Raw genomic sequence first — 16,946 nt, 5'->3', positions numbered from 1 at the left:
TCCGGGGCCGTGTGGTGCTGTACTATAGGACTTTACTCAGGAAATCCTTCGTCCGGTCATGCTGCGGATTGCCGAATACTTGTGACGGCTCGCCTTCTTCCACAATCACTCCGCCGTCCATGAACAAGATACGGTCACCTACTTCGCGGGCAAAACCCATTTCATGGGTAACGATTACCATGGTCATGCCATCTTCAGCCAGCTTCTTCATGACTTCCAGAACCTCACCGACCATCTCAGGATCAAGTGCCGAGGTCGGCTCGTCGAACAGCATCACATGCGGCTGCATGGCGAGTGCCCGCGCGATGGCAATCCGCTGCTTTTGTCCACCGGATAGCTGGGACGGGTAAGCATCGCGTTTGTCTGCAAGACCCACAGTGCGCAGCAGTTCAGTAGCAATTTTTTCCGCTTCTGAAGCGGATTGCTTTCTCACTTTTACGGGAGCCAGCATAATATTCTGCAGCACGGTTTTGTGCGGAAACAGGTTAAACTGCTGAAAGACCATACCCATTTTTTCCCGGGTCACATTGATATCATGTTTCTTATCCGTAATCGATTCACCTTCAAAGGTGATTTCTCCGCCTGTAGGCTGCTCCAGCAGATTCAGACAGCGTAAAAAGGTGCTTTTGCCCGATCCGCTAGGGCCGATAACGACGACGACCTCCCCTTTTTGAATCTGCAGGTCAATGCCCTTCAGGATTTCCAGCTTGCCGAAGCTTTTTTGCAGGTTCTTAACGGTGATCACCTGTTCTTAACCTCCTTTCCAATAAACCAAGGATCTTAGACAACGTAAATGTCAGAATAAAGTACATCGCAGCAATTACCAGCAAAGGACTCAGTCCTTCATAGCTTATAGTCGTAACGGATCTCGCTTCAAACAGCAGATCGGCGACCCCTATCATTGAAACAATGGAAGATTCCTTAATAATCGTGATGAACTCATTGCCGATTGCAGGCAGCACATTCTTGATGGCCTGGGGCAAGACAATATACCGCATCGTCATCCCTTGCCGCATCCCGAGCGAACGGGCCGCTTCAACTTGTCCACGGTCTACTCCCTGTATGCCGGCACGGAAAATCTCAGCCAGATAAGCGGAGCTGTTAATGGTCAATGTTATGGCTCCGGATTGTATCGGCGAAAACTCAATGCCAAACTCTGGTAGCCCGTAATGGATCAAAAACAGCTGAACCAGCATTGGTGTACCACGCAAGAATTCGACCCATGCTGTCGCAATGAAACGCAGGATCCACCATTTGGACATACGTAACAAGGAAACTACAATACCAAGCACAAAACCGAAGAATACCCCCAGCACAGCCAGCAGCAGTGTGTACTTCAAACCGGAAAGAAAAAAATTGCGGTACTCATAAGCCATATCGAATACATTCATTTTTGGCATAACCTCCTGTCTGCAAAAAAATAGAAAACAGCGGATCACCGCCATTTTCATCTCCACTCTAATTATTAAACCTTCCCCCGCAGAAACCTGCAGGGGCGGCTAATGTTACCCTTCTAAAACAGCCCAAAACATTATTTCACGGCAAGGTCGCTGGCAGCAGCAACATACTTGTCAATCTTGCCTTCAGATTTCAACCGGGTCAGTGTGGTGTTAATTTGTTTCAGAAGCTCGTCGTTTCCTTTTTTAACGCCAATAACATAACCATCATCTTCAACCACTGGTTTGGCGGCAGTAATGGCCAGGCCTTTAACATTCTTCACGAAAGCTTCAGCAACAGGCCCTTCCATAATGGATGCATCCACACGGTTAGATTGCAGCTGCAGCACGATTTCGGAAATTTTACTCAAGGAAGTCAGTTGTGCGCCTTCAATGCCTTTGGCGATGTCTTCCTGGATGGATCCGGTCTGTACCCCCAGCTTGATGCCTTTCAGGGAATCCATGGTCGCGAATTTGTCTTTGTCGGTATCCCGCACAACCACTGCCTGCTCTGCTTTATAATAAATATCAGACAGCCCTACTGCCTTGGCACGCTCAGGGGTTGGACTGAGTCCGGAGATAACCATGTCTATTCTGCCGCTGGACAGTTCATTAAGGAGGGAATCGAAGGACAGATCCTTGATTACCAGCTCCGCACCCATATCAGCCGCAATATCCTTAGCGATCTCGATATCAAAACCAACGATGGTATCTTTGCCATCCACTACTTTATGGAATTCATATGGAGGAAAGTCCGCACTGGTTCCTAGGGTAAGTGTCTTGGCAGCAGCACTATTACCTGCATTCGCACTATTGCCAGTAGTTGCATTATTGTCTTTGTTATTGTTGCCGCAGCCGGTCATCAGACCTGCTACCAGCAGCATTCCGAGTGAAAGTTTGCCCCATTTATTCATACTCTGTATCTCCCCTATTCTCTTTAAGTTTTCTCTTAGCTGTCCCATTGACCGATTTATTATAAATCACTACGCATGAATATGCAAAGACAAATTTGTGACAATGCTTGTAAATTGTACAGAAAAAAAAGAGCAGCAGCGCTTGGTCTTCCCGCCATTTTGCACATGCTGTTAAAAGAAGTATATACTATGTACTATCTCCAATTGCTCCCGGAATAACCGGAATGGTTCATGCAGACTCTGCGGGTGGTATTAACTTCATAGCCTACGACCTTAAACTTATGCTAGTTAAGCAAATTCTATTCGTTAGATCAATGTTATGCTCACAAAGCATTAGGCTCCATAAAACTTTTAGGAGGTGCAATCATGCTGGTTGAGGCTATGTACCATGTTCCCCGCGACAAGTGGGCTTATGCCTACGATGCAAAGACTATACATCTGCGTGTTCGCACCAAGCGTGATGATGTGGACTGTGTAGTCGCGCTTACCGGGGACAAATACAACTGGAAAGCTACTTCTTACGATATCATGATGGAAAAAGCGGCCTCGGACGATATGTTCGATTACTGGGAAGCGGCGGTACGGCCTAAATATAAACGTCTCAGCTACACTTTCCGTGTGAGTAAAGGCAGCGAAAATGTATATTTGCTTGACAATGGGGTCCGCTCGGAATGCCCGCAACCGCCCAATCACTTCTATGAGTTCCCCTACATACACCAAATCGATCTGTTTCAGGTTCCAAAATGGGCCAAAGATGCGGTGTTCTACCAGATTATGACGGAACGGTTCGCCAACGGTGATCCTTCGAATGATCCAGAGGGTACAGAATCATGGGGCGGAACGCCGAAACTGAATAATTTTTTTGGTGGAGATCTGCAAGGGGTGCTGGATCATCTAGATGATCTGCAGGAGCTCGGGATCAATGCGGTCTACTTCACCCCCCTCTTCGTCTCCCCCTCCAACCACAAATATGACATCGTCGATTATAAGAAGGTTGATCCCCATTTCGGCGATAATGAGCTGCTCAAAACCGTAGTTGAGGAATGTCACCAAAGGGGTATCCGCGTCATGTTAGATGCTGTCTTCAACCACTGCAGTGACAAGTTCCCGCCGTTTCAGGATGTTCTGGAGAAGGGGGAGTATTCGGTATACAAAGATTGGTTCCACCTGAACTCCTTCCCGGCCGAAACTGTCGACGGTATTCCCACGTATGACACTTTCGGTTTTTTTGGCAACATGCCGAAATTTAATACCGCCAATCACGAAGTGAAGACCTATCTACTCGAAGTGGCTGAATATTGGATCAAGGAAATAAAGGTGGATGGCTGGCGGCTGGATGTGGCCAATGAAGTGGATCACCATTTCTGGCGCGATTTCCGTAAGGTCGTTAAAGCAGCCAACCCGGAAGCTTATATTGTGGGCGAAGTATGGAGCGACTCGCTAACCTGGCTGCTTGGCGACCAGTTTGATTCCGTTATGAATTATCCATTTTCGGGTACGGTACTGGAGTTCTTCAATGGGGGGATGGATGGTATTACTTTTGGTCACAGGATAGGGGCCCTGTTAATGCGTTATCCGCAGCAGACGAATGAAGTAGTCTTCAACCTGCTCGGCAGCCATGATACTCCCCGGCTCTTGACCGTATTAAACGAAGACAAGCGGAGACTTAAGCTGGCTGTTGTATTTCTTTTTACTTTTATGGGTACTCCCTGCATCTATTATGGCGACGAAATCGGCCTTACCGGTAACGAGGACCCGGACTGCCGTAAATGCATGGAATGGGATCCAAATAAGCAGGACCGTGAACTGTATGACTTTTACCGGATGATGATTACCCTTCGTAAAACGAACAAGGCGCTGCGTGAAGGCCGTTTCCGCATTTTGCAGGCGTGTGAGAATGACTCCTGTATCGTCTATGAACGCTCGGATGATGTCATTCATTTTACCGTATGGATGAATAATTCTCCGGAATCCCGTGTTCTTAGCCATCCTATGGAAACCGACGACTGGCAGGATGCGCTCACCGGCGAGCCGGTCGCCCCGGAAGATGGGATGATGCATATCTCGCTCGATCCATACGGATACCGGATTCTCAGCCGGAACTTGAGTTAATTATTTAGAATCGTCACCGAAACCCTTCCCGTAACAAACAAAGGACGTTTTGCAAAGATCAATAAGATCTGCAAAACGTCCTTTTTACTATAAGTTGCTTCTGATCTACTCCAGAATACGGTTATAAATATCAATATACTGCTGAGCCGATACATTCCAGCTATAGTCACCGGCAAAAGCGTTTTTCGTCACTTTTTTCCAGTGCTCCGGTTTCTGATAGAACGATACCGCCCGGCGGATGGTGTACATCATGTCATGAGCGTTGTAATCTTTGAAGGTGAATCCGTTGCCTTCTCCCGTGTCTTCATTGTATGCATGTACCGTGTCGTTCAACCCGCCTGTCTCGCGGACTACTGGAATACTTCCATATCGCAGGGCCAGCAATTGGCCGATTCCGCAAGGCTCGAACTTGGAAGGCATGAGGAACAGGTCGCTTGCCGCATAGATTTTGCGGGACAATGCATCATTGAACAGGATTTGTGAGGACAGCTTGGTCGGATAACGCCACTGTGCTTCACGGAACCAGCGTTCATAGACTTCATCCCCTGTACCCAGCAGTACGAACTGGATATCATCATAATAGAGCAGCTCATCCATTACCCGGGTTAGGAGATCCAGACCTTTGGAGTCGACCAAGCGGGTAACCATCGCAACCATCGGAATATAGGGCGCTACCGGAAGTCCCAGCTCCTGCTGCAAGGCGAGCTTATTTTCGGCTTTTTTGGCTAGATTGGAACGATACCGGGTGTATATTTGCGGATCACTGGCCGGATTATAGATCTTGGTGTCAATGCCGTTGACGATTCCGCTGAGGCTGTCTGCCCGTGAGTTGAGCAGTCCATCCAGTCCATATCCATAATACGCAGTGCGGATTTCTTCAGAATAAGTCGGACTGACCGTAGTGATATGATCGCTGTAGACAATCCCTGCTTTCATATAATTCACGTTCCCGTAATACTCAACCCCGAGGAAGTAGCTATCATCAAGACCCAGTAATTCACCAAGCACCGAATAAGGGAATACCCCTTGATATAGCAGATTATGAATGGTAAACACTGTACGAATATCCTTGTAGAACGGATTGTGGCGGTAATGACCCTGGAGCAGCATCGGAATCACAGCAGCATGCCAGTCATGACAATGCAGCACATCCGGCTGAAAATCAATGATTTCAAGGCACTCCAGAACTGCGCGGTTAAAGTAGGCAAAACGTTCACCATCATCCATATAGCCGTAAATGCCGTCCCGCCCAAAATAATATTCGTTATCCACAAAATATATTGGAATGCCATCATATATCAACCGTTCAATACCACAATATTGATTGCGCCAGCCGATCGGTACGCTCAATTCAGCCACATGTTCCATTTGTGAAACAAATTTCTCCGGAATCCCCCGGTATTTAGGCAAAATCACACGGACATCCACTCCCGCACTCTTCAGTGCTTTGGGCAACGCTCCTATGACATCGGCCAGCCCTCCCGTTTTGATAAACGGATGCGCTTCGGCTGCAGCGAATAAAACCTTCATATTTCGATATCCCCCTTTTGTGTATGAGCTGCGAACCCTATTATTTTATTGATTTCCTGCCTGCTTTCTTGAGTACCAGGAAACTGAGCGGAGGAATGGTTAATTCGATGCTGTTCACCTGATTGTGCCATTCGTGTTTGGTGCTTTTCATCGGACCATTGTGCACACCGCTTCCCCCGAATTCCGTATTCTCCGAGCTGAACAGCTCTTCATACGTACCAGGACGCGGAACTCCAATCCGGTACAATTGCCGCTCCACCGGTTGAAAGTTGATAATAATCAGCAAGGTATCAACCGGCTTTTTACCACGGCGAATATAGGAAACAATGCTCTGGCTGCTGTCGTCGGCATCAATCCATTGATACCCTTCCATGTCATGATCCAGCTCCCATAGTGCCCTCTCGGTAACATAGAGCTTATTAAGTGCAGCCGTGAAGGCCAGCATGCGGCGGTGGCTGTCATAATCCAGCAGCAACCAGTCGAGCTGATCCTGATCCTTCCATTCGATGAATTGGCCGAATTCTCCACCCATGAACAGCAGTTTTTTACCCGGATGACTGATGTGGTAACCCAGGAGCAGGCGAAGACCTGCGAATTTCTGCTCATACGTTCCTGGCATTTTATCCAGCAGAGACTTCTTGCCATGCACCACCTCGTCGTGGGACAGAGGGAGCGTATAATTCTCGGCATAGGCATAACAGATGGGAAAGGTCAACAAATTATGATAATAGGGTCTCGCCCCGAAATCATGTTCTATGTAGCCCAGTGTGTCATTCATCCAGCCCATGTTCCATTTGTAGTTGAAGCCCAGACCTCCCTCATGCACCGGAGCGGTAACCCCCGGCCAGGCGCTGGACTCCTCTGCCATCATCAATGCTTTCGGATAATACTGGAATATGGTCTTGTTGAGCTGTTGAATAAACCGGATGGCATCCAGATTCTCCAGTCCGCCGTTTTCATTTCTGCGATACTCATGATTTTTCTTTTCGAAATCAAGTCTGAGCATACTGGTGACTGCATCAACACGCATCCCGTCAATATGGTACATCTCGAACCAGAACAAAGCATTCGATATCAGAAAAGATGAAATTTCAGGTTTGCTGAAATCAAAAGAAAGTGTGCCCCAACCTGGCTTCTCTGCCAGCATCGGATCAGCATATTCAAACAGCGGTGACCCGTCGAACATTCTAAGGCCGTGGGCATCTTTGGCAAAATGAGCAGGAACCCAGTCCAGCAGTACACCAATTCCTGCCTGATGCAGCTGGTCAATGAGAAACATCAGATCCTGCGGTTCCCCATAACGGCTGGTCGCAGCAAAATATCCTGTGCCCTGATATCCCCAGGACAGATCATATGGATGTTCAGCCAGAGGCATGAACTCTACATGGGTATAATTCATTTCCACCAAATAAGGAATTAACAGCTCGCTCATCTCGCGATATGTGTACAGCTCACCGTCTTCCTTCTGGCGCCAGGTTCCAAAATGCATTTCGTAAATATTCAGCGGTGTCTGATAAGGCGCCTTACTCCGCCGCCGCCAAGCAGCGTCTCCCCAGGAGTACCCACCCAATTCTGCAACAATGGATGCTGTAGCTGGACGCACTTCTGCTTGGAAGGCATAGGGGTCTGCTTTGAGGAAGCTTGACCCGTCTGAAGCGACAATCCTGTATTTGTAAAAAGTTCCCGCTTTCATCTCCGGAAAAAAACGACTCCAAAATCCTGAATCGGGTATCTTAAATAACGAGTCCACGTCTTCGGTTCCATCCCAGCCGTTATGATTACCAGCCAATCCTACATATGTCGCATGAGGAGCCCACACGGTAAAGCGTACGCCCGGTATTCCTTCTTCAGCGGCAATGTGCGCGCCCAGCATCGAATAGCTGCGATAATTCGTGCCCTCATGGAACAAATAAATATCATCGGATGACGGGAGGTTAACTGTTGCTGAATTATTGGCCAAATCATCACCACCTTCTAAGAATAGGATGCACCTTTAACATTACCCGAATGTACCTGTTTTGAAAATGATTTAGGCCAGAAGTTCACTATATTTTGTATCAAGAAAATTATTTATGTAATTTTTGCAGAAGTACGGCAATATATTTCACCTATGCGTTTCAAGTGCTTGCTCTGCGTGTATATTACAAGCATTGACAAAAAAATGGGAGGGATAACAAATGAGTAAAAAAGAATGTATCGCCATGCTTCTGGCAGGCGGGGAAGGCCGCAGACTGGCTCCCTTGACTACCACCATGGCTAAGCCTGCAGTCCCTTTCGGCGGACAGTATAGAATCATTGACTTTCCCCTCAGCAATTGTGTGAATTCTGATATTGATACTATTGGGGTACTGACACAATATGAAGCTAATTCCTTGCACAATCATATCGGAGCGGGTGAGCCATGGGGGCTCCATACCCAGTCTAACAAAGGTGTAAAGCTGCTTCCTTCCGGCGTTGAAGGCAGAGACAGCTACACAGGAACAGCTGATGCTATTTATAAAAATATTGATTTTATTGACAGCCACAGTCCGGAGCATGTCTTAATTCTGTCGGCAGATCATATTTACCATATGAATTACAAGAAAATGCTGGATTATCATGTCGAAAAATCAGCAAAAGCCACCATTTCAGTCATGGAGGTTCCATGGGATGAGGCCAGCAGATTCGGAGTACTGAACGTAAATGAGGATCTTAAGATCTCCGAGTTTGCGGAAAAACCAAAGGTTCCACAGAGTAACCTTGCTTCGATGGGGATCTACTTATTCGAGTGGAAATACCTGAAAGAACATTTGCTTCTTGATGCAGCTAATCCGGCCTCCAGTCATGATTTTGGCAAGGATGTCATTCCAATGATGCTTGATGGCAATGATGATCTGTTCGCTTACCGTTTCAAAGGTTACTGGAGAGATGTGGGTACAGTTGACAGCTTGTGGGAAGCTCATATGGACCTGCTTCATGAAGATAACGGCTTCAAACTCGATAATTCCCATTGGCCGATGTACAGCCGTGCCCGCCGAACAAAAGCAGCTCCACATAAACCACGCCTTCAGATGCCAGCCACTGAAAGTCTGGTGAACGAGACCTGTCTGCTGGAAGGCAGTTTGAATCGGTCGGTTGTTTTTGGTGGGGTTGAAATCGGCAAGCTAAGCCTGGTTAAACAGAGCGTTATTATGCCGGGTGTGAAAATCGGTCGAAGCGTATGGATTGAGAATGCCATTATTGGTGAAGGCGCGGTAATTAAAGATGGTGCAGTGATTAAAGGCAGCCCCGACAACATTGTGGTTGTTGGACCGAATGAGATTGTGGCGGCCAAACCGGTCATCAAAACCCAGCCTTCCCGTCTTTTGCAGGAGGTATACGAAAAAACAGGCCGTCTGCGTGCCGAAGGACTTCCATCTTAATTCTTATGCAAGTTCATCCCCGTTAGACATAACCATTGAAACGGTTTACTTTACTTTTAAAGAGCCTACTTTCGTTTAAGCCTTATAATAATTATTAAAAGGGATGCGGCAACTGTCACCTGCAGTTGCCGCATCCCTTTTGTTATTACCCTATTTAATTCATAGCAGTTCAATGGCTGGTGAACCCGTGGAAGGCTGATCTTCCGCCATTGGCAAAATTACAGTTACCTGCGTTCCCTTGCCAAGTTCACTGTCCATTTCCAGCTTGCCGCCATGAAGCTCCACAATTTGCTGCGAAATGGCAAGGCCCAGACCTGTACCGCCATTCAATGCATCTACCTGGAAGAACCGGTCGCGTACTCTGCCAAGATGTGCCTCACTGATCCCTATACCGCTGTCACGAACCACAACTGCCAGTTCACTGGAGCTCAGACGGTGTGCAGACAAAACTATGCTCGAATCTTCAGGAGAAAACTTCACAGCGTTATCGACCAAGTTCAAGAATACCTGCTTCAACCGGTTAGCATCCGCTCTGATATAAAATGTCTCTTCACATTCCAACAACAGATGAATCCGTTTCTTTTCTGCTTTGGCCCAAATATTCAGAATCGTCTCCTGAAGCAGCACTTTGATATCTACACGGCCCATGGACAGCTTCATCTCATTCTGCTGCAGCTTGGAGAAATCGAGAATCTCTTCCACAAGCCCGATCAACCGGTCACTTTCTTTGGAGATGATACCCATGCCCAGCTTGGTTTCCTCGGGATCATATCCACCTGAAATAAGCGTTTCGCTCCAGCCCTTAATGCTTGTAAGCGGGGTTCGCAGCTCATGCGAAATGGAGGAGATGAAATCATCCTTAATCTGATTGCTGCGGATAATTTCATCCGCCATATAATTCAGTGTTGAGGCCAAATCGCCAATTTCATATTTGTAATCGCCTTTGATCCGCGTCGTGAACTTTCCTTTGGCCATCTGGGCTGAGACCGCAGTAATATTCTTCAGCGGCTTCACAATCGAATTCGCCAGACCGAAGCTGAACAAAACCACGATTGCCATAACCGCCACACCAATTCCAATGGATACCAGCGTTAGGTTCAGCAGATCACTGTCAATTCTCTCCATAGAGGTAACATAACGGATCACATAGGTTTCGCGGCCGTTAATATGCACCATCTTGGACACCGCCATTACACTCTCGTTCGTTCCGGGCTGGCGTCCAACCCAGCGGCCGAAGCTTCCACCCACTGCCTCCGGCACATCACTCGTCGTAATCGTGCGGTCAGGCTGAAATCCAGTGGAGCTGATCAGCATATTCCCATCCAGTGTCAGCACCTGCAGCTCGGTATAGTCCATCTGAAAGAAATCAAGCAGCTTTTGCAGCTGGTTAGGCGAATGCTCTCCGGAAATCTCATATTTCTGGAAATCCTCCGCCATCCCGATATGCAGGGTGATTTTACTGTATACACTGTCATAGTAATAGGTCCGGATGGCCAGCAGGAATATAACCTCAACGAGGAGAAGCGCCACAAAGACGACAAAGATATAGTGCAATACAATCTGTCTGCGCATCCCCTTCTTGATCATTGTCCTTGGCCTTTCCACTTATAACCGTGGCCCCACACGGTCTGAAGATATTCCGGCTCCGAAGGATTATTCTCAATCTTCTGGCGCAGACGGCGAATGTTCACATCAACAATCTTGGGATCTCCCATATATTCCTTGCCCCAGACATGATCGAGCAGCGAATCCCGGCTGAGCGGGGTATTCTCCATCTCCAGAAAATACTGAACCAGTGAAAACTCCGTCGGTGTCAGCTCGATGGCCTCTCCACTGCGCTTGAACTGCTTGGAGATCAGATCAAGTGTAAACGGCCCGGAATGAAAGGAGACCTTGGCGGATTGCTCACGGTGGACATTAACCCGGCGCAGCAGCGACTGGATACGGGCAATCAGCTCTGTGGGACTAAACGGTTTGCTGACATGGTCATCTGCTCCTACCGAGAGGGCATAGACTTTATCCTGTTCCTGTACCTTAGCCGTCAAAAAAATAATCCCAAGCCGCTCATTGGTTTCCCTGATCCTTCTGCACACCTCAAAGCCGTCGATGCCTGGCACCATGACATCCAGCAAGGCAATATCAATATCCGGCACAGTTGTCAGCTTATGCAGCGCCTCGTTACCATCTGCTGCCTCCAGCACCTCAAACCCGTTACGCTTCAGATTGATCACGATAAAACTCCGGATGGATTCTTCATCCTCCAGGATTAATACCTTACTCATCGATTCCCTTCCTTTCAATAGGCGAGGTGATTGTATTGTTGTCTCCTCCGCTTGTACTCTGTTCCAATTCTCCCCGGTAAACAATAATTTTGTCCAGATCGCTTCCTAACAGCTCCCAGCCGCCGTTTTTCTCCCGTTCCCATTCCGCAGGAGTAAAGAAAGAAACCTCAGCGACCGTCTCTCCGGTATCCAGCAGAATAAATCTTAGAAATTTATCCTGAACAGACTTGGTGTCAACCGTCACCTTCCCATACCATTTCGGTAAAATGTTAATGGTGAAGCGGTCCGAAGGGTCCTGATACAGCTGGTCGGAGAACGTAAGGCCGTTCTTCCCATCCCATTTATAATAGGAATTAAAATAAGGGATGGTCTGCGGGTCGAAATACTCCCAGCCCTTAGGCGGCTCAAGAAGGCCGATCTCCAAAATGCCGTCACCATTGATGTCTTCACTGACAATCTTTCGTTCCTTGAACGTGCGTGCGTCTCCCGGAACGACCACCCGCAGCTTGTTGTTCTCCATAACAACCATGGTTGAGTATGCAGAGCGGGAATCCACTGCCGCATCCAGAATAATACCTTCTTTATGCTCAGCTACTTTACCTGAGACAATATTGTAATAACTATTGAAATATGGGTCCAGATCATCGAGCTCATCCAGAACCTTGAATCCGTCGCTGTACTGATAGGTAGTAATCGTGGCAAATTCATTGCGCTTAAAATTCACAACCGTGATGTCTTCAATCCCATCTTCGTTCAGATCATCCAGTAAGTATTTGGTATAGGGCTGTGTCAGTACTTCCTCCAGAGCTCCGCCCCCATAACGGTATACCACCATGCCCTTTTCTTCACCGCGCGAATATCCTGCTATGATATCCAATTTGCCGTCGCCGGTTACATCCAGAATGTCGACAGAGTCGAGCTCCATCCCATCTCCGTCAAACACAAGCTCTTTCACCCAGCCCTCATCCTGCTTCTCCAATATCATCCCGTGAATCTGTACCGTTTCGTTCTTGGTCAGATAGAACACCAGCGTCTCCATGATACCGTCCTTGTCGAGATCGTCCGTAAAAATAGAACTATCATCGTCATTCGCCGGACGAATCAGCGTGGAACCGGCAGGCTTCAGCGAATTAATCGCTGTCATCAAGGACGCCTTGTCAGCCGACAGCTGCGGTGCCTTCATCCGCGAAACAGGATCACTGATGAAAGTGCAGCCTGACATCACAGATAAAGACAGTGACAGTGATAACGCCGCCAGACGCTTTATAATATGCCTACTCAACTTCATCACTCTTTCCCGGTTACGTGGTTCATTCCGCTATAAATGGGCACGCTCCTGAGAGGTTAGCCGGCGGCCCTTGACATCATATTTAATTCTTCCATCTTCCAGAACCCAGAGTCGTGTAGCATACCGCTCCGCCAGCTCAATCGGGATTACTGTTATCACGGTAAGTCCTGTTTCCTTGCACAGCTTGCGCAGCGTCTCCAGCACATTCTCCGCTGTTTTGGGATCCAGACCGGTCACCGGCTCATCTGCCAGAATAACCTTTGCACCATGTACCAGTGCCCGGGCAATCGCCACACGCTGACGTTCCCCGCCGCTAAGCTGGCTGGTCTTCATCTTCGCCTTGTCGAGCAAGCCCAATAAATCCAGCTCGTCCATTGCACCCATATAATCATCTGAACGCACCATACCTGTAACCATCCGCCACAGCGGTGTCTGTGAGGACTGTCCAATCAATACATTCTTAAGAGCCGTGCGGTTCGGATTAAGCTCAGCATTCTGTTCCAGATAAGCCCACTCACGGCTGATTTTGCGTTTGCCGGCGAAGGGGCTTTTCTTAATATCCGTTCCATCTACCCTGAAGTTTCCCCTGTCCCATTTCTCCTTTAGCGCCAGGCACCGCAGAAGTGTTGATTTGCCGCTTCCGCTGGCTCCCAGCAGAACCACAAATTCACCTGCTTCTAATTGAAAGCCAATATCCTGCAGTACCGGAACCTTGTCATCCCCTACTGCTTTGGCCAAATGTTCAACTGTAATCATAGTTCAGCCTCTCCCTGTCTTCATCTCTACTCTACTCTATAGTGTACTCTGAAAGCGGGATCAAATTCCATGCGAGCACTCGTTCTTATCTTACCTCAAATCGGCTTCCGTGGCGAGAATAATAACCCTGCCAGGCCGAACACCATATATAAAGCACCCAGGAGCACAAAAACGCCTCCGCCCCAGCCAAATTGCAGCAGCAAACCGCCAATACCCGGACCAATAATACTGCCGAAGCTATAATGAAAAGAAGAGACTACATTGGCGGCAGGCAGTAAATTGCGCGGGAGGATATCAGCAGCATAGCTGAGTCCGAGTGAGAAAAAAGAGCCTACAAGTCCGCCTGCTATCATAAACACAGCCAGTGTCCACAGGAAATGGTCTCCTGTAAGCGGCAGTAGCGCGAACGCCAAGCCCCCTCCCACACCTGAGAAAATCAGTATTTTTTTCCGCCCGTGACGGTCACTCCATATGCCTAAAGGCATTTGAAGCAACAATCCGCCAATCCCCGCAAAGGGAAGAAGCGCTGCAATCTGATTGGTACTGAAGCCGATTCGTAATCCGTAGACCGGAAAGTTACTGTTCAGGCTGGCTTCCATATATCCGTATAAAAGAGCAGGGATCAGCGCATACCACGCCAGACTGTAGCTACGGGCGAACCGCCGGGCCTGTCCTTCACCGTGCTCTACTTTGTCCGGATGAGAGTCCGGAAGCTTCAGCGCCACCAGGATTAGTACGCACAGGAATAAGAGCGCAATCGCTGCAAAGGGTGCCGCCTGCCCGAAACGGAGCAGACTTATGCCAAGCGGCCCCAGACTGAACCCCAGGCCGTAAGACATACCATAAAGGGATAGATTTCGTCCACGGTGTGCAGCAGGCGTCATTAACAGCACCCAGAGCTGGGCAGCATAATTGATCGCCGAATCTCCGATGCCCACCAGCAGACGCAGCAAAAACCATGCCTTGACACCTGGCAGTAGCGGAAAACAAATGAGGGACACCAGGACCAGACTGACGCCTGCTGCGATCAACTTTTTGAATCCGATGGCGCTGAGAATCCGTTCCGCTACCAATGTCATGGCGAAGGAACCTACGTATAGTGCAGCGGCGTTCAATCCGTTGAGTGAGGATGAAACCCCTTTTTGCTCCAGCAGAATGGATAAAACCGGCAGCAACAAGCCTTGGCTGAGTCCAGCCGCAATGATAACAGTAATCAGAATGATGTAATTGAGCTTGCTGCTCTGATTCACAGATATTGAATGAACGTCTGACACAGATGAATCCTCCTATATAATTCTATGATTGTGGTAGTGACACCGCCCTGGCAAACACGGAACATTATAGTGGACAACCTTCTTCAAAACAAGAGATAATAATAGAAGTGACCGATTTCCTGGGGGTGCAAGCTTCATGAACTATAAATTAGAAATTGATGTTTCGCCGGTATATGAACTGCTGGACAGTTTTATGTTATATGTGACTAAAAAATGGATTTCCAATCTTGATATCGGACCTGACTGGATCCGTGATGTAGACAGCCGCATAGCCCCACTGCAAATTTCCGCTTTGCGTCAGGCCGCAGAGTGGCCTTTTGAGGATTATGATGTTCTATACGCATGGGCATACAGCAGAGGCCCGGCTTCCAAGGTGACGCAATTCCTCGACGATCTTGAAGCCTGCACGCTGGAAGAATGCTTCGAGCGCACATCGCCTTTTTTCCAGGCATTCAATCTTGAAGAATGTGCAAGGATAAAATATGGGTACACCCCGCTCCTGCGTCTATGGTACGAGCAGTATTTCCGCCATACGGAGCAAAAGATTCTGCCGCTGATGATCGAAGACGCCGCCGAGAAAAAAATGCTGGAGAGTAAAATGGATATCGTGGCGCTGATTGAATATGCTTCCGGCGGAATGGTTATGGAGGACATCCCAGAGCTGGAAACCATCGTGCTGCTTCCCACCATCCATAACCGGCCGATCAATACCTATTGCTTCTACAAAACAATGATGCTGGTCCAGTATCCTGTCGATGTACCTCTGGACAGTGAAGATGAGCCGCCAACTGTACTGCTCCGCTTGACCAAAGCCCTCTCGGACCCGACCCGGCTGCGAATGCTGCGCTTCATTGCCCACGAGCCTAAGTCTTTATGGGAAATGCAGTCCGAACTTAACCAATCCCGGGAAATGCTGATGCATCACCTGCTCATTCTGCGTGTGGCAGGCTTGCTCCGAGTGCATCTTCGGGGTGAAGGCACGGAACGATACAGTATTAGGCCGGACGGCGCTTCGGAGCTTCAGATGTTTCTGGAGTCATATATCCGATTATAATAGGTATACAGTACAGGAAGAGATACAGATAAGGAGCAACTGCTCTCAAAACTTAGACTATGCTTCCGAAGCAAGTTTTGAACGAAGCCGATCAAGGAGCAACTGCTCTCAAAACTTTTAGGAGTGAACGTTATGAAATATTTGACACAGCAAGTGATTTTTGATCTTGATGATACCCTGGTGCATTGCAACAAATACTTCGACCTCATTCTGGGGCAATATTTCGAGCTGATGTCAGAGTGGTTCGGTGAATACGGCGCGACTACCGCTGAATTCCGCAGCAAACAAGTAGAAATTGATGTGCAAACTGTAAGCACAAGCGGCCTCGCCAGCGATAATTTTCCGAAGTCCCTCATTGCAACCTACCGTTTCTTTTGCATCAAATACAGCCGCCCAGCTGACCCTTATCATGAACAGCAGCTGATGAAACTCGGGATGAGCGTGTATGATCAGGAGGTCGAGGCTTACCCGGGAATGGTTGAAACCCTGGACACCTTGAAGCAAGACGGTCATGCCCTCTACCTATACACCGGAGGCGATGATACCATCCAGCAGCGCAAAATAGAGCAGATGAAGCTAGACGCTTATTTTGATGACAGGATCTACATCCGCCAGCATAAAAATGTCGAGTCGCTGGAGAATATACTGAGTACGCACAGCTTTGACCGCAAAAACACATGGATGATCGGCAACTCTCTGCGCACGGATGTGCTTCCGGCTGTTACAGCGGGTATCAACAGCATCTATCTAAAGCAACAGAATGAATGGCTATACAATCTCATTGAGCTGCAGCGCGAGATGCAGCAGTCCGTTCTTACAATCTCCTCCATTAGTGAAGTGCCTCCGGTTATCCGGTCTGCAGTACAGTATAAGAGCCACGGCTGAAGTCCCGGGAGAGC

14 protein-coding genes are annotated in these 16,946 nt (G+C 48.3%); 4 read left to right on the top strand and 10 right to left on the bottom strand.

Going from position 1 to position 16,946, the window contains the following annotated elements:
• Nucleotides 1-22: 22 nt before the first annotated feature.
• The 3 genes from ACAN54_RS02360 to ACAN54_RS02350 all read right to left on the bottom strand — a co-directional run bounded on the left by ACAN54_RS02360 (nt 23) and on the right by ACAN54_RS02350 (nt 2,350).
• Entirely contained in the window at nt 23-745 is a 723-nt protein-coding gene (locus ACAN54_RS02360) for an amino acid ABC transporter ATP-binding protein (RefSeq protein ID WP_379151967.1), read from the bottom strand.
• Entirely contained in the window at nt 732-1,391 is a 660-nt protein-coding gene (locus ACAN54_RS02355; protein WP_379151965.1) for an amino acid ABC transporter permease, read from the bottom strand. Before ACAN54_RS02355 ends, ACAN54_RS02360 begins: the two co-directional genes overlap by 14 nt.
• A gap of 140 nt (nt 1,392-1,531) precedes the next feature.
• Complete coding sequence (locus ACAN54_RS02350; RefSeq protein WP_379151962.1) at nt 1,532-2,350, bottom strand: transporter substrate-binding domain-containing protein; 819 nt, start codon at nt 2,348-2,350, stop codon at nt 1,532-1,534.
• A gap of 366 nt (nt 2,351-2,716) precedes the next feature.
• On the opposite strand from ACAN54_RS02350, the gene ACAN54_RS02345 reads away from it, so the two are divergent.
• Nucleotides 2,717-4,462 (top strand): alpha-glycosidase, encoded by a 1,746-nt coding sequence (locus tag ACAN54_RS02345; protein WP_379151958.1) that lies wholly within the window; start codon nt 2,717-2,719, stop codon nt 4,460-4,462.
• 105 nt (nt 4,463-4,567) lie between these two features.
• Here ACAN54_RS02345 and glgA read toward each other — a convergent pair whose 3' ends face one another.
• Nucleotides 4,568-5,992, bottom strand: a complete 1,425-nt coding sequence (glgA, locus tag ACAN54_RS02340; RefSeq protein ID WP_379151955.1) for a glycogen synthase GlgA — start codon at nt 5,990-5,992, stop codon at nt 4,568-4,570.
• A 40-nt stretch (nt 5,993-6,032) separates the two neighbouring features.
• The gene (gene glgB / locus ACAN54_RS02335; RefSeq protein WP_379151952.1) at nt 6,033-7,952 is read right to left on the bottom strand and encodes a 1,4-alpha-glucan branching protein GlgB; all 1,920 of its coding nucleotides are present in this window, start codon (nt 7,950-7,952) and stop codon (nt 6,033-6,035) included.
• Nucleotides 7,953-8,169: 217 nt separating this feature from the next.
• Here glgB and ACAN54_RS02330 point away from each other — a divergent pair, with 217 nt between their 5' ends.
• Nucleotides 8,170-9,393 carry a glucose-1-phosphate adenylyltransferase gene (locus ACAN54_RS02330; protein WP_379151948.1) on the top strand — a complete coding sequence of 408 codons (1,224 nt, stop codon included), beginning with the start codon at nt 8,170-8,172 and terminating at the stop codon, nt 9,391-9,393.
• Nucleotides 9,394-9,552: 159 nt separating this feature from the next.
• Here the strand turns inward: ACAN54_RS02330 and ACAN54_RS02325 are convergent, their stop codons facing one another.
• From ACAN54_RS02325 to ACAN54_RS02305, 5 genes are all read right to left on the bottom strand, one after another.
• Nucleotides 9,553-10,980 carry a sensor histidine kinase gene (locus tag ACAN54_RS02325; protein ID WP_379151945.1) on the bottom strand — a complete coding sequence of 476 codons (1,428 nt, stop codon included), beginning with the start codon at nt 10,978-10,980 and terminating at the stop codon, nt 9,553-9,555.
• A complete protein-coding gene (locus tag ACAN54_RS02320) occupies nt 10,977-11,675 on the bottom strand; it encodes a response regulator transcription factor (RefSeq protein WP_379151942.1) in 699 nt (232 codons plus the stop codon). Before ACAN54_RS02320 ends, ACAN54_RS02325 begins: the two co-directional genes overlap by 4 nt.
• On the bottom strand, nt 11,668-12,966 hold the full coding sequence (locus ACAN54_RS02315) for a hypothetical protein (RefSeq protein WP_379151939.1): 1,299 nt from the start codon (nt 12,964-12,966) through the stop codon (nt 11,668-11,670). The genes ACAN54_RS02320 and ACAN54_RS02315 overlap by 8 nt, the downstream gene beginning before the upstream one ends.
• A 27-nt stretch (nt 12,967-12,993) precedes the next feature.
• Nucleotides 12,994-13,719, bottom strand: a complete 726-nt coding sequence (locus ACAN54_RS02310) for a phosphonate ABC transporter ATP-binding protein (RefSeq protein WP_379151936.1) — start codon at nt 13,717-13,719, stop codon at nt 12,994-12,996.
• Between the two features lie 95 nt (nt 13,720-13,814).
• Nucleotides 13,815-14,969: an MFS transporter gene (locus tag ACAN54_RS02305; protein WP_379154107.1), complete on the bottom strand. Its 1,155-nt coding sequence runs from the start codon at nt 14,967-14,969 to the stop codon at nt 13,815-13,817.
• A gap of 160 nt (nt 14,970-15,129) precedes the next feature.
• On the opposite strand from ACAN54_RS02305, the gene ACAN54_RS02300 reads away from it, so the two are divergent.
• Both ACAN54_RS02300 and ACAN54_RS02295 read left to right on the top strand, forming a co-directional pair.
• The gene (locus tag ACAN54_RS02300) at nt 15,130-16,047 is read left to right on the top strand and encodes an ArsR/SmtB family transcription factor (protein ID WP_379151933.1); all 918 of its coding nucleotides are present in this window, start codon (nt 15,130-15,132) and stop codon (nt 16,045-16,047) included.
• A gap of 132 nt (nt 16,048-16,179) precedes the next feature.
• Nucleotides 16,180-16,932: an HAD family hydrolase gene (locus ACAN54_RS02295; protein WP_379151930.1), complete on the top strand. Its 753-nt coding sequence runs from the start codon at nt 16,180-16,182 to the stop codon at nt 16,930-16,932.
• Nucleotides 16,933-16,946 lie beyond the last annotated feature (14 nt).

It is taken from the genome of Paenibacillus diazotrophicus (genome assembly GCF_042610465.1).
Note: the sequence above shows the minus strand (reverse complement) of the source record. Positions and strands in the feature narration are given on the sequence as shown.

Bases quoted from the DNA above. Each gene is read 5' to 3' on its own strand.
- ACAN54_RS02355 (WP_379151965.1), bottom strand. From the start codon at position 1,391: ATGAATGTATTCGATATGGCTTATGAGTACCGCAATTTTTTTCTTTCC.
- ACAN54_RS02295 (WP_379151930.1), top strand. From the start codon at position 16,180: ATGAAATATTTGACACAGCAAGTGATTTTTGATCTTGATGATACCCTG.
- ACAN54_RS02300 (WP_379151933.1), top strand. From the start codon at position 15,130: ATGAACTATAAATTAGAAATTGATGTTTCGCCGGTATATGAACTGCTG.
- ACAN54_RS02330 (WP_379151948.1), top strand. From the start codon at position 8,170: ATGAGTAAAAAAGAATGTATCGCCATGCTTCTGGCAGGCGGGGAAGGC.
- ACAN54_RS02345 (WP_379151958.1), top strand. From the start codon at position 2,717: ATGCTGGTTGAGGCTATGTACCATGTTCCCCGCGACAAGTGGGCTTAT.
- ACAN54_RS02325 (WP_379151945.1), bottom strand. From the start codon at position 10,980: ATGATCAAGAAGGGGATGCGCAGACAGATTGTATTGCACTATATCTTT.
- glgA (WP_379151955.1), bottom strand. From the start codon at position 5,992: ATGAAGGTTTTATTCGCTGCAGCCGAAGCGCATCCGTTTATCAAAACG.
- ACAN54_RS02310 (WP_379151936.1), bottom strand. From the start codon at position 13,719: ATGATTACAGTTGAACATTTGGCCAAAGCAGTAGGGGATGACAAGGTT.
- ACAN54_RS02350 (WP_379151962.1), bottom strand. From the start codon at position 2,350: ATGAATAAATGGGGCAAACTTTCACTCGGAATGCTGCTGGTAGCAGGT.
- ACAN54_RS02320 (WP_379151942.1), bottom strand. From the start codon at position 11,675: ATGAGTAAGGTATTAATCCTGGAGGATGAAGAATCCATCCGGAGTTTT.